Source organism: Mastigocoleus testarum BC008 (assembly GCF_001456025.1).
GTDB classification, from domain to species: domain Bacteria; phylum Cyanobacteriota; class Cyanobacteriia; order Cyanobacteriales; family Nostocaceae; genus Mastigocoleus; species Mastigocoleus testarum.
The window spans coordinates 64,866-79,502 of the sequence record NZ_LMTZ01000112.1 but is presented as its reverse complement, the minus strand read 5'-3'; the positions used below and the strand labels follow the sequence as shown (position 1 = coordinate 79,502).

General features: G+C 37.7%; 9 protein-coding genes. 7 read left to right on the top strand and 2 right to left on the bottom strand.

Annotated elements, in window-relative coordinates:
• The first annotated feature begins 71 nt into the window (after nt 1–71).
• From BC008_RS28075 to BC008_RS28045, 7 genes are all read left to right on the top strand, one after another.
• Nucleotides 72–947: a glycosyltransferase family 2 protein gene (locus BC008_RS28075; protein ID WP_027844614.1), complete on the top strand. Its 876-nt coding sequence runs from the start codon at nt 72–74 to the stop codon at nt 945–947.
• Between the two features lie 344 nt (nt 948–1,291).
• Entirely contained in the window at nt 1,292–2,506 is a 1,215-nt protein-coding gene (locus BC008_RS28070; RefSeq protein WP_027845620.1) for a glycosyltransferase family 4 protein, read from the top strand.
• 64 nt (nt 2,507–2,570) lie between these two features.
• The gene (locus tag BC008_RS28065; protein ID WP_027845621.1) at nt 2,571–3,359 is read left to right on the top strand and encodes a WecB/TagA/CpsF family glycosyltransferase; all 789 of its coding nucleotides are present in this window, start codon (nt 2,571–2,573) and stop codon (nt 3,357–3,359) included.
• Between the two features lie 51 nt (nt 3,360–3,410).
• A complete protein-coding gene (locus tag BC008_RS28060) occupies nt 3,411–4,835 on the top strand; it encodes a sugar transferase (RefSeq protein ID WP_027845622.1) in 1,425 nt (474 codons plus the stop codon).
• Nucleotides 4,836–5,254: 419 nt separating this feature from the next.
• Complete coding sequence (locus BC008_RS28055) at nt 5,255–9,364, top strand: nSTAND1 domain-containing NTPase (RefSeq protein ID WP_058184087.1); 4,110 nt, start codon at nt 5,255–5,257, stop codon at nt 9,362–9,364.
• A gap of 55 nt (nt 9,365–9,419) precedes the next feature.
• Complete coding sequence (locus BC008_RS28050; protein ID WP_027845623.1) at nt 9,420–10,310, top strand: CHAT domain-containing protein; 891 nt, start codon at nt 9,420–9,422, stop codon at nt 10,308–10,310.
• Between the two features lie 321 nt (nt 10,311–10,631).
• Nucleotides 10,632–11,351 (top strand): hypothetical protein, encoded by a 720-nt coding sequence (locus tag BC008_RS28045; protein WP_027847091.1) that lies wholly within the window; start codon nt 10,632–10,634, stop codon nt 11,349–11,351.
• A gap of 116 nt (nt 11,352–11,467) precedes the next feature.
• Here the strand turns inward: BC008_RS28045 and BC008_RS28040 are convergent, their stop codons facing one another.
• Together BC008_RS28040 and BC008_RS28035 are read right to left on the bottom strand one after the other, a co-directional pair.
• Nucleotides 11,468–13,735, bottom strand: coding sequence for a heavy metal translocating P-type ATPase (locus BC008_RS28040; RefSeq protein WP_058184086.1), 2,268 nt, complete (start codon nt 13,733–13,735; stop codon nt 11,468–11,470).
• Nucleotides 13,736–13,851: 116 nt separating this feature from the next.
• A complete protein-coding gene (locus BC008_RS28035; RefSeq protein WP_058184085.1) occupies nt 13,852–14,046 on the bottom strand; it encodes a heavy-metal-associated domain-containing protein in 195 nt (64 codons plus the stop codon).
• Nucleotides 14,047–14,637: the final 591 nt, after the last annotated feature.

Below are 14,637 nucleotides of genomic sequence, written 5' to 3'. Positions count from 1 at the left end.
ACTTCTGAAATATTTAGAAATTGAAATTTATAGATATAGATAGTCCTACTTTACATCAGATCAAAAAACTTATGAGAAAAGCACAATTAGCGGTCATAATGACCTGTTTCAACAGACGGAGTACAACTCTCTCGTGTTTACATGCACTATACCAACAAACAAATTGTTCAGACTTCGATGTTTACTTAACAGATGATGGTAGTTCTGATGGTACCGCAAATGCAGTAAAGTCAGAATATCCTGAAGTCAATATTCTCCAAGGTGATGGAAATCTATTTTGGGTTGGAGGAATGAGACTTGCATTTGCACGAGCAATACAAAAAGACTATGAATATTATCTTTGGTTGAATGACGACACAATCTTAGAAACAGACGCTATTGAGCGCTTGTTCAGTGTATATCAACAACTAGTAGAACAAAACCATAAAAACTCTATAGTGGTTGGTACTACCAGAGATACATCCACAGGAAAAGCATCCTATGGTGGTTCGATTAAATCTCAGAAATGGTACTCCAATAAATATAACTTTTTAGGTTTTGCGGAAGTTATTCAGCAGTGCGATACATTTTTTGGAAACTGTGTACTAATTCCTCGTACTGTGGTGGAAAAAGTTGGAAATATTGATTCAGCCTTTATTCATAGTATGGGAGATATTGACTACGGTTTGCGATCGCGGAAAAATGGTTGTTCCATATGGGTTGCACCCGGTTACATTGGTAGCTGCAGTAAAAACTCAATTCACAACAGTTGGGTAGATACAAAATTAAGTGTATTAGAACGTTTAAAAAAAGCAACTCATATTAAAGCTTTTCCAATCAAACCTTGGACAGTATTTTGTCGTCGTCACTCTGGATTATTCTGGTTTCTTTATTGGATTCTTCCTTATTTACGCGCTGTAATTGGTTATAGAAATTTGGCGGTATCTCCCACATTTGTAGAGGAGTAAGTAGGTCGGCGTTAAAAAAACAAGGTATGTCATTGCGTTAACGCAGTGTGCGCAAAGCGCATGTGGAACATAGTGAAACGTTCGCGGAGCGCGTCCTCAGCAATCGCAGGAATTTCAGGCTTCTTTATCTTTTGTTACATAGTTGGTTTTATTTGTGCCTACTTACTTAATGGGTAATGGATAATAGGTAATAGTTAATAGTTATTAAAAAGGTAAACAATTACATCTAATTAGTTGATTTTACAATTTGAAAAATGACCAAGACCAAAAGAATATGATTAACGTTGTATTATCAAACATCAATTAGCAATTAACAATTACCAATTAGTAGATAAGGAGTAGAAATGTCGCCAAGAATTGGTTTTTTAGCTGCAGCACCTCGAATTTCCACACATCCTGATGCTGAAATGTCAGGACCTCGCTCCCGCGTCTTGGGAATTATTAAGGGTTTTGAAACACTCAATTGGGAAGTTGAAAAATTCATTGTTGGTGATCGAGTACCACAAAATTGGTCTGCAAAAGGTTCTAGTGAAGTAATCAGTAAAGGATTTTTTCGTACTTTAGCTGTAGATTTAGTTCGTTTGGGACTTAGTATTATTAACTCCTGGAAAAGTTGGCGAGAATTAGGAAGTAAAGTAGATTTCGTATATGAATATGCTGCTACTTTACAGTGTTTGGGTTGGATCTTTCAACGTCAAGGAATACCTTGGATTTTACAAGTGGAAGCTTTACTTTTTTATGAGGCAAAAGCAGAGCGTAAAGCATTAGTACTGGATGGTATTGCTAAATGGATCGAAATTCAATCCTATAGAAAATGTGATGTTTTAGCATGTGTAAGCGAAACTCTTAAAGAAATTTTAGTACATGATTACGGAATTGAAACTGAAAAAATTGTTTTAGTAAATAATGGGGTAGATACTGATTTTATTAATCCCGAATTATATACACCTTATCGTACATTTCCAGGTTTTACTATCGGTTTTATTGGTAGTTTATATGCTTGGTCTGGATTAAATTTACTATTAGAAGTTATTGCTGAGTTACGGGATGCAGGTATAGATATATCACTTGCTGTAGTAGGTGATGGTGTAATGAAATCTACTTGGGAAAAACAAGCTCAAGATCTAGGTATTTCAGAGAATGTAGCCTTTGTTGGTCGAGTTTCTCGAGAAGAAGTACCCAAATATATTTCTGGGTTTGACATTGGTTATTCTGGACAAATCCAACTACAAATGGGTCAGATGTATCTTTCACCGATGAAACTCTATGAGTATATGTCAATGGCTAAACCAGTTATTGCATCTGCTTTTGAAGACGCAAAACGTTTAATAGAGGATGGTCAAACAGGCTTTTTGTTCCAACCCGAAGACAAAGCTGATTTACAACGTAAGTTATTGTTAGCTTTTCAGCAACAAGAAAAACTTTCACAAATGGGACATTTAGCTCGTGCAGAAATCATAAATCATCATAGCTGGACTTCTAGAATTGAAGTTCTAGTTGAAAGTATGGAGAAAATTCTCGAAAAACCCTCGCGAGTAACTAAGTTAAAGTCTAGATAAATTTTTATTAATCGATGCTCAAAGCTAATACTTAAATCTTGAAACTTATATTCTGAGATTTTATATGAAGCGTTCACCCTCAAAATTTCTTGGTGTTGAGATGGATGCACTAGACATCCCCCAACTAAATGGACTAATTGCAGAGTCAATTCAAAAGCAAGAAAAATGGATTATCGCTAATCATAATTTGCATAGTCTCTATATTTACCATCATGACCAAAAAATGCGTGAATTCTACGCTCAGGCTGATTATACTCACATAGATGGTATGCCTCTGGTATTTATTGGTAAACTATTAGGTCATTCCCTCCAGCGGAAACACAGAGTAACCTACGCTGACTGGATATGGGATTTAATGGACGAATCTGCAAATAAAGGTTGGAGAATATTTTATTTAGGCTCCAAACCGGGAGTTGCACAAAAAGGAGCAGATATCCTCCGCCAAAAATACCCCAATCTAGAAATTACCTGCGCTCATGGTTATATTGACGTGCGTAAAGATAGTTTAGAAAACCAAAATACTATAGCAGCAATCAATGCTTTCCAACCTCATGTTTTAATGGTAGGAATGAGTATGCCACGTCAAGAGCATTGGATATTAGATAATTTAGAACAATTAAATACCAATATTATTTTACCGAGCGGTGCTTGTATAGATTATGTCGCAGGTGCGGTTCCAACTCCACCTAGATGGATGGGAAAGATGGGTTTGGAGTGGTCGTACCGTTTATTTAGCGAACCCAAAAGATTATGGAGACGTTATTTAGTTCAACCTTGGTTTATCGGTAAATTATTTGTCCGAGAAATGATGGGTTTTTCTCACCAAACAAACTCAAATATTGCAGTTGAATAGCAAAACTTCATACAGATTTCTTTTATATTAAGAAATAGGAGAGCTTGTATCATGCTTAATAGCGACCTAGTAGTAGATAATTTTAAACCAGACTTACGTTCGGCTAATGCAACCATACAGCGAGGGTTATTTATCCGATTATTACGTATAATCATACTGATTTTTATTGACATCTTATCTCTCAGTGCAGCTTGGTATTTTGCTACAAATTACACTTTTCCCTCACAGCCTATATTGACAAATAATCTATCATTGCTGTTAGTCAGTTTAGGAATTCAGTTTACAATTCTTGCAACTACTGGTGTGTATCGAGCTGGGGTACACCGTCGTGATTATGCAGGTATCATCAAAGCAGTTTCCGTATCATCCATACTGCTATTTTTTATTACTTTGCTTGACGAACCAACAAATCATATACTCCCTTCAACCTATTTGGTATATTGGTTAACATCTATTACCGGTATTTGTACTTTTAGATTATTATTCGATTTATCAACCAATTTTCTGCGTCACAAAGGTATAATTCGCCATTCAATGTTTGTCATTGCAGATGCTCAACAAAAAGATGAATTGATCGAGATTATTGAAAAAGATAACTGTTATAAAGTCGAAGGTTTTGCTGACTCTAGCTGTCTTGACTTGCGTAATAGAGAAGATACTTTTAAATTTCTACGCGATCGCAATATAGAAGAAGTATTAATTTCTTGGGATTCGATAAAGAATCGCTTTTTCCTTTACTGGTACTTCTACAATACAGGAATTACCGTACATATTCTCCCAACCGAAAATCAACTTTCTTTCTCCCAATCTCGATTTAGTTTAATCGGAGAACTACCTTTCCCGACAATAGCAGCACCACTTCTTGCTGGTCTTGATTTCTGGATAAAACGATTATTTGACTTTTGTTTCTCACTATTTTTAATAATTCTATTTACACCCATATACTTATCCATTGCAATATTAATCAAGTTAGATTCTCCGGGACCAATATTTTTCCGTCAAAAACGCCTTGGTTTACATGGAAAACAATTTTTAATTTGGAAATTCCGCACTATGGTTCCCAATGCAGAAAAAGTAATGGCTGAGTTGGAAGCAAAAAATGAAATGAAAGATGGTGTCTTCTTCAAAATGAAAGATGACCCAAGGGTGACGAATATTGGTAAGTTTTTACGTCGTTACAGTTTAGATGAATTACCACAACTATTTAACGTTCTGCTTGGTGAAATGAGTTTAATTGGTCCTAGACCTTTACCGATGCGTGATGTAGAGAAATTTCAAACCAAGCATTTCATTCGTCAAGAAGTTCTCCCCGGTATTACTGGATTATGGCAGGTTTCTGGACGTTCTAATATCGACAATTTTGAGGATGTAATAAAATTAGATATGAAATATATTGAAAATTGGTCGATATTATTTGACTTCAGAATTTTGCTACAGACTTTGAGGGTCGTACTACAGAAAACAGGCGCTTATTAATTTAGATTTATTTGAATTAAATCACTTGAATTAGATTAATTACCATATATATTTTTGTGGAGATATTTAATTGATATCTTCACATTTTTTATTAATCGAGTTGTGTTTCATAAGCATTTTAGGTACTAATTTACCTCATAACCCAAAACTATTCTTAAGAAAAGAGAGACCACAATTCACCCTAAACAACCCAAATTTTCCCTTCTCGTCCCTCTAACTCTGAAGTATTATTAATTTCTGTTATAAAAAATATCCAATTAGTATATGAATAAATTAAGTAATTTAAATTACTTTCTAATTTAATATAGACTATGTAAAATACGAAAGTAGTTGGTAACTTATTTTATTCATTGAATATTTAATTTAATGACTAAAAATCGAAATACAATTATTCTGTATCACTTTGCACTCAATAGCCAATGACACTTTCTGAAGATGTCAAGCAAATTTTAAATCGGATTGAAACGGGACAACAAACCCAAAACGATCTTACCTTGTTGCGCCAGCGACTTATGGCTGGCGATCGCGATGCACTACAGCAACTTGGTAAATATAATGTTTCCCTTGGTGAGGGAAAAGAAATTCATGTTGGTGATCGCAACTACTACGCTTGGACTGATGAAACCATTCAAGCGGTTGTTCGAGTAATTCAAAAGGATAGTAACGTTACATTCAGTGTTATTTACAATTACAACAACTATTACCAAGAAGAAGTCAAAGTAGTTGCGTCTGGTGTAAATGATGAAACAGATGATTTACCTTGTCCCTATCGCGGTTTATTTAGCTTTAGCCCAGAGGATGCAAAATATTTTTTTGGAAGAGATATTTTTATTGAGGAACTCTATCAATTAACTCAAACTCGGAACTTTATTCCAGTTTTAGGTGCATCTGGAAGTGGAAAATCCTCTGTGATTATGGCGGGATTAATACCGAAATTATTGATGGAAGGAAATTGGCAATTTACCCATTTCCGTCCTGGGAAAGAACCATTTCATGCTCTTGCTCAAGCTTTAGTTCCGCTTTATGTGGACAAGGACAATCTTGATGAAACTGACCGCATCGCTCAAGCTCGTAAATTAGCAAGATATTTTCGAGATCGTACACTTCCTTTATCTGATATTTTTAAAACAATTCAATATAATCATCCCAATAATCGAGTTTTATTGATTGCCGATCAGTTTGAAGAACTCTACACTCTTTGTGATGATGAGAAAATCCGCCACCAATTTCTCAATACTCTCTTAGAGATATTTCAGTCCTTAGCCCAACAATCGTCTTTATCAATTGTATTAGTCGCAGCGATGCGGGCAGATTTTTTAGGAAATGTGTTGTCTTATCCTCCCTTAGCGGATGTCTTACGGAATGTGGATGTCAAAATCCGCTCGATGAACTCGGAAGAACTCAGAGAAGTAATCGAAAAACCTGCTCAAAAATTAGGTGTTACTTTTGAAGGTGGACTGGTCGAACGCATTCTCAATGATGTAGAGAAAGAACCGGGAAATTTACCCCTATTAGAATTTGCTCTTACCGAACTCTGGAAAAAACGTAATCATAAACAATTAACCCACTCAGTTTACGAAGAAATTGGTGAAGTTTCCGGTGCATTAACTCGCTATGCGAATGAAAAGTATCGTCAACTCAAGCCAGAAGAACAAGAACAAGTTCGGCGGATATTTGTACAGTTAGTGCGTCCGGGGGAGGGAACCGAAGACACTCGAAGAGTTGCAACTAAAGCTGAACTAAAGGAAAGTAATTGGAATTTGGTTAAAAAATTAGCCGATGCACGCTTAGTGGTGACCAGTCGCATCAATGTCACACCAGAAAAAGAAAATAGTTCAGAACTAAAAACAGAAAATCAATCAAAAGAAACCGTCGAAGTCATCCATGAAGCCTTAATTCGCAACTGGGGTCAACTGAAAGAATGGATGGAAGCAGATAGAGAATTTCGCATATGGCAAGAAAAACTCCGGTCTTCAAGGCGTCATTGGGTGGAAATGCAACGAGATAATGGATGGTTGTTACGAGGAGCAGCGCTTGCTTTAGCGGAGAAAAAACTCCAAGATCGTCAAGGGGAAATTTCTCAAGAAGAACAAGAATTTATTCTGTTAAGTCAGAAATACCAACAACGCCGACGTCAACGCACTATTGGTGGATTGATCGCAGGAATTGTAACAGTTTCTTTAGTGGCAGCAGTAGCACTTTGGCAATGGCGCAGGGCTGTTATCGGAGAAGAAAATGCAAATATGCAAGCTGAGATTGCTACTTTAAACTCGCGCTTTGTTTCAGATAAAAGCTTGGACAGTTTGATTGATGGAATCAGGCTAGGAACAAAATTAAATAATGAAAACTCCTTGACAGCAGATACTTTGATTCGGGGCACTGTGCTGCTGCAAAAGATGGTTTACGGAGTGAAGGAGTATAACCGCTTAGAAGGGCATAGGAGTTCAGTTTATAGTGTTGCTTTCAGCCCTACAGAAGATCTAATTGTATCTGGAAGCCTAAACGGTGGGGTTAAACTTTGGAAGCCTGATGGTACATTTGTTGATGACTTGACAGAAATTAGTACTAGTATGGTTCGTAATATAAATTTTAGTCACGATGGAGATCTAATTGCTGCAACAAGTTCGTACAGGTTCATGCTTTGGAAGAAAACTGGCAATAAATTTAAACTATCTCAACCTTGGGAAGGTACAAGTAGATCCAAATTAGCTATCTTCAATCCCAAAAGTAATATGATTGCCTTATCTAATAGGAAAGGAATACTAGAACTATGGGACACCAAAAGAGGTAAGTTGCAAAAATCTTTCAAAGGGGGAAATAGCGATGTTACAAATGCTGCTTTTAGTTCTAATGGCAAGCTAATAGCCTCAGCAGATAGTCAAGGTATTGTCAGAATCTGGAATACTGATGATAGTAAGGTTGTTTGTCCCCAAATCTCAGAAGGATATGTGGTTGACTTTACTACTAAGGGTAAGCTGATTACCTCCGCTAAAAAGGGTATTAGGCTCTGGGATCTAAAAAACTGTAATTTAATTTATCTTTTAAAAGATAAAATTCTTACCTCTCCAGGGGGAGATGCATTAGCTGTGAGTCATAAAGACGATCTAGTTGCGTTGGGAAGTGAAAATTCAGTAAAACTTTGGAGGTTTTGGAAGTCAAATAGTAGATTTGTAGATAGATTTATGGGTAGATTGGTTCATACTCTCCAAGGTCATAGAAATCTAGTCTGGGGCGTTGGGTTTAATTCCAAAGGAGATATTGTCGCTTCAGCAAGTTCAGATGGCAATGTAAAACTTTGGAAACATCACGGTAATCCAGTTCCTACTCTAGAAGGATATAGAGTTGCCTTCAACTCCAAAAGTAACCAAATTGCTTCGACAACTTTCGATGGTGGTATTCAACTTTGGAAACCCGATGGGACTCCTGACGATAATTTGGAAGGTACTGCTAAATGGATTAATAAAATTGCTGACTTGGTTGACATTGCTTTCAGTCCTGATGGTAAGCTAATTGCCTTCATAGGTAACAAAGGAATTATCAAAATATGGAAAACACAAGAACGTACTGAACTCCCATTAATCGAAGATTGCGGCGATCGCCTTCCCTCTCAAACAAAGACACAACCTTGCCAAAATTCATTTACAAGTGTCGCTTTTAGCCCCGACAGTAATCTAATTGCAACTGGTAGCAAAGATAAAACTGTCATGATTTGGAACATCAAAGATCGTAAAAAACGTACTCTGGTTCATAGGTTAGAAGAACACAAGGGTAAAGTTACGAGTGTAGCTTTTAGTCCTAAGGGAAACCTAATTGCTTCAGCAAGTGAAGATGCAGATAACACCATCAAGTTATGGAATAGCAAAAATGGTCGTTTATTTAGACCTCTTAAAGGTCATGCTGCTACAGTCAACCAGGTGATTTTTAGTCCTAATGGTGATTTGATTGCTTCAGCAAGTGGTATTGGAAATTCAGAATATTTTCAAGCTAAAACTGCTACAGATAACACTATAAGGCTTTGGAACCCCAAGAATGGCGATTCAGTTGGTTCTCCTTTTGTTGGTCATACTGATGCTGTCAACAGCATTGCTTTCCATCCGAAAGAAAAAATAATTGCTTCAGCAAGCAGTGATACAACAATTAAACTATGGAAGTTAGATGGTACTTTACTAGCTACTTTGGAAGGGGATACATCTGAAATTAAAAGTATTGCATTTAGTAATGATGGAAAAACAATTGCTTCAGCAGATATAAATGGTAAGGTAATTTTGTGGAACTTGAATCTTGACGATTTGCTAAGAGAGGGTTGCGATTGGGTACGCGATTACCTCAAAAATAATCCCAATGTTAGTGATGAGGAGCGTCGTTTTTGCGGTGTACAACCTTCTGCAACTGCTTTTTTGTTACAGGGTGAGCAGCTGGCATTTGATGGTAATATCGATGGAGCAGTTTCTGCTTTTCAAAAAGCATTAAAACTTCATCCCAGCTTAGAATTTGATCCCCAAACGAAAGCTCAAAAACTTGCCAAATGAAATCTTCTCAACAAAGAAAGGAAGCAATTAAAATCAAACTAAAAAACTCTGAGAAATGACCAACCCCACTAACCTCAACAACATCATTCAACGCATTCTCAACGGTACTCAAACCGAACGTGATATAGAAGCTCTACGTCAATGGTTAAATAGTGGTGGAATCCAAAATCTGCAAATAGGAAAATACAACATTAATATCGGACAGGGACAAGATATTCATGTTGGCGATCGCACTTATCATGGACTAGATGCGCAAGCAATCCGAGAAGTTGCTCGCGTTGTAACTCAGGGTTCTAACGCCACAGATGTTCGGGAAGTTGTTCGTTCTATCTTCAAAGAAGAGTTTCCCAACTTAGCTCAACCACAAAATCCTCAAGGTAGTTCCCGTAAAACAATTTTAGTCTTAGCCTCCCTTCCCAGCAATGAATCTAGATTACGCTTAGATGAAGAAGTTCGAGAAATTGATGAGGGTTTACGAAGATCCCAGCATCGGGATAAATTTACTTTACAACAACGTTGGGCGGTTCGTCCTGATGATTTACGCCGTGCTTTGTTGGATTTTCAACCCCAGATAGTTCACTTTTGCGGTCATGGATCGGGTGAAAACGGCTTAATTCTGGAAAATGATGCAGGATTAGCGCAATTTGTCCCAACTCAAGCTTTAGCAAACTTATTTAAACGATTTACTGAAAGAGGACTTGAATGTGTTGTTCTCAACGCTTGTTATTCAGAGATTCAAGCCAATGCGATCGCCGAACATATTGATTATGTAGTCGGTATGACTAGTGCTATTGGAGACAAGGCAGCAATTAAATTTGCGGTTGGTTTCTATGATGAACTTGGGGCTGGTTGGTCCTATGAAGATGCTTATCATGCTGCTTGTAATGCTATTGAATTAGAAGGAATTCCCGAAGAGCATACCCCAATATTCAAAAAGTCCAACTAAAGGACACACAGTAGAATGACTTCTGGAAAAATGACATTACTTTGAATGGCTACTTAGAGTTTATGAAAAATATACTAAATTTTAGTAGTAATTAATATTATATAGAATACACCTGTACAGCAAGCCAAATAAGCATAAAAATACAGAGTATATAGCGATTTTCGGTTGAGTGCATGACACCTTGTAGAGACGTTGCATGCAACGTCTCTACAGAATGGGAATATAAAATGTATTTGATTCAAATGGAAACCGCTATATTTGCTTTTAGAACAGTCCTTTAGATATCGCTCAATATAATATGGTTAATTGAGTGAAGCAGTAATGAAAGAATACGCACTCCAGATAGATTTTTCGCCTTCATTCCACCGCAGTTCCAAATGGACTGTTTCATGCTTGAGTTCACATGCTGAATTGACAGTTGTGGTGAAGGAACGCTTTGAGGAAAGTAGCTTACAGCGAACCTTCAAGCTGTGCTCGGATCGGGCGAACCATCTGTTCGAGGTCTGCTACGAGATCCTTAGACATTACTCCAATGATTGGAGTTTAATTGGATTTGATGGAATCAGCGCTCAGGGAAGTTTCACCAGCGAAGCCTTCTCCTTGGACAAATTCTCCTTTTGGTCTCCCGAGCGTAACGAATATCCACATAATTTGGTCGAGGCGCTCTTGGGCTTGGTAAACTTAAATTCACTGAAGATTGACGATAAATTTACCTCATACTACGAACAGCTGTATTCGTATTTCGATTTTGGTATACCAGTTCGTATTATCGAAGGTAATCCCAAACGCTTGCGCATTTACTGCGGTCTCTCATCCGACATGGAAGAGGAACTGAGCAAGATTATCAGGGATATAAAACCTGAAGAGGATTTAATCGTCGACATGACCAACTTCGATTTCATGGGGACGATGTTATGTCCTGTATTTAGACCTTTGATTGAGCGACCAGGATCGACGCGATGGATAGTCTCTGCTGAAGCTATACCATATCTGGAGATGATGACGGTTCCTATGCAGATAGTTCAACAGACAGAAGGCTAAAGATTGTGTTGCAAAAATATTTAGTTGCGACACAACCGAACTGACAACTGATAACTGTTAGCGCATTAACTGTAGCCCGTAAGGGCGTGGCGTTAGCCATAAACTGACAACTGACTTCAATATGCTTTAAACTTCCGCAAACGCAAAGCATTGGTAACTACAGAAACAGAACTAAAAGCCATTGCAGCACCAGCAATGATTGGGTTCAGTAACCAACCAAACAAGGGGAATAAAATCCCCGCAGCAATTGGAATCCCTAAAACATTATAGAAAAAAGCAAAGAAAAGATTTTGACGAATATTTCTAATAGTCGCCTGGGAAAGTTTAATTGCGGTAATGATACCTTGCAAATCGCCAGAAATTAAAGTGATATCGCTAGCCGCGATCGCAACATCTGTTCCTGTACCAATAGCAATTCCCACATCTGCTTGTGCTAATGCTGGAGCATCATTAATCCCGTCTCCCACCATAGCGATAATTTTACGTTCTTTTTTACCACTTTCCTTTTGTAATGTTTTTACTTGTTCGGCTTTGCGATCGGGACGAACTTCAGCAAAGACGCGATCAATCCCAACCTCACGAGCAATAGCTTCTGCTGTCGGACGGTTATCTCCCGTGAGCATTACCACTTCTAAACCTAATTTATGCAGCATTCTCACTGCTTCTTGAGATGTACTTTTAAGAGCATCAGCAATTCCCATTAATGCTTCTATTTTTCCATCCACAGCGATCCAAATCACGCTTTTTCCTTCATTAGACCAAGTATTGTTTTGAAGAAGAAACATTTGGGTATCGATACCCTCTGATTCTAGCCAGCGTAAAGTACCAATCTGTACAAAATGATCTAAAACAAATCCTTGTACCCCACTTCCAGGAACCGCGACAAAATCGCGGACATTTTTAACTCCAACCTCTTGAGATTGAGCATATCTAACCACCGCTTCCGCTAAAGGATGTTCGGAATTACGCTCTAGTGAAGCAGCCAAACTCAGTATTTTTAACTCATTACCGTTAGCTGTACCATTTACAGTAATAAAATTAGTAACTGTAGGTTTTCCCTCCGTTAAGGTACCGGTTTTATCCAAAACAATAGTTTGAATTTTGTGAGCTAATTCTAGACTTTCCGCATCCTTAATCAAAATTCCGTTTTCTGCACCTTTACCAGTTCCCACCATAATCGATGTGGGAGTCGCTAAACCCAAAGCACAGGGACAAGCAATAATTAAAACTCCAACCGTGGGAATTAAAGCTAAAGTGATATTCCTAGTTGCATAAAACCAAACAATAAAAGTAGCGATAGCAATGAAAATAACCCCGGGTACAAACCAAGCTGTAACTCGATCCGCTATGCGTTGAATCGGAGCTTTACTCCCTTGAGCTTCCTGTACTAATCGCACAATTTGAGCTAAAACCGTATTTTTACCAATTCGAGTTGCTTTAAATTTAAAACTACCGGTTTTATTAATCGTTGCACCAATAACCTCATCACCAGGTTGCTTTTTAATAGGTAAACTTTCACCTGTAACCATTGCTTCATCGACAGTGGAATTACCTTCTGTTACTTCCCCATCTACCGGAATTTTTTCCCCAGGACGGACAATAACCACATCATCAAGTTGAACTTCTTGAATTAGGATATCTATTTCCCTTCCATTGCGAATGACACGAGCATTTCTAGGTTGTAAACCAATTAATTTCCGAATTGCTGCACTAGTTTTTCCTTTAGCACGATGCTCAAATAATCTTCCCAAGAGAATTAAGGTGATGACAACTGCAGCAGTTTCGTAATAGACCTCTGCTCTTAAACCTCGATTGATAAAAAAATCGGGAAATATAGTCACAACCAAAGAATAAAAAAACGCCGCACTCGTACCCAAAGCAATTAAGGTATCCATAGTTGCGGTTCGACGTTTTAAAGCTTTCCAACTACCAATATAGAATCCATAACCACACCAAAACTGTACCGGAGTAGTTAATATCAGCTGCAACCAAGGATTATGCAACCATCGGGGAATAAACGAAAATTCTAAACCAGTCATCATTGGGAGACCACCAACAATTAAGATGATGCTGATAATACTCCCTATAATTAACTTACGAATTAGATTTCGTTCTTCAGCTTTACGAACCGCTTTTTCCTTATCACCTTCCCCTACCATCATCTCCTGTTCTTCGAGGGGATAAGCCTGATAACCAGCAGCATCTACAGCATCTTGAATTTGTTTGATATCGGTTTTTTGGGGGTTGTATTTAACAGTAGCTTGTTCAGCACTAAAGTTAACAGTGCATTCCCTCACTCCCGAAAGCGAACTAACAGCTTGTTCTATCGCGCTAGTACAAGAAGCACAACTCATCCCCTTTATTTTTAGTGTTAAAGTATCCATGGCGCTAGGCGCTAGGCGCAAGTCAAACAAAAATCAGAAGTCAAAAGTCAAAATATGTCCCACGGACAGGCTAGACGAATAAAGTTCAAAATAATCAAACTTTCTCCCGTATTGGATTAAGCAGGAGGATAACCAGCATCTGCCAAAACTTGTTTAATTTTGTCTTCTGATTGTTGAGTTTGAACATTAACTATTTTTGTTTTGGGGTCAGCTTCTACAGTTGCACTTGAGTCAACTGACGTTATGGCATCCGTGACGGCACTTACACAAGCAGAACAAGCAATATCAGGAACTTTCAATGTTAAAGTCATAATCTTAATTAGGTTAAACGTAATTGGATGAAATATTAGCGCAAATAAAGGACTTTGTTGGGAATATGATAAACCCTCCAGTCCACTGGAGAGTCAAGGAAAAAATCTTAAGATTTGGGAATATCCTATTGCAAATCAGCAATTTTTCGGATACGATTTTATTATAATGGGAATATAGTGTGCCCATATATATAAGGTTTTTGAAAAATTAATCGTTTCCAGGCTGCTTTGTTGATGGAATTCCTCTATAGAGGTTTATTAGATATTGCATATTAGATATTGAAAATCACCTCATTTTTTTAAGCGATACCTCCTAGGCAAGACATTTCTAAAAAAATAATTTGTATCATAATTTATTACCCGTAGGGGCGCACCGACGTGCGCCCTAATGAGTAATATATTTTTTATTCATATCTTATAACTGTATACACTTGGATCTATTTATAGTAAGTACCGCAACCAGCATCAAAACCCAGCAGAGGATTATATATTACGTCCGGCTAAACAGTTATCACATCTGTGGGGGCGAAGTAATGAGTAATGTTAGCGGATCCGTAGGTAGCGGGGCGCGTAGTTAGCGTAAGCGTACCG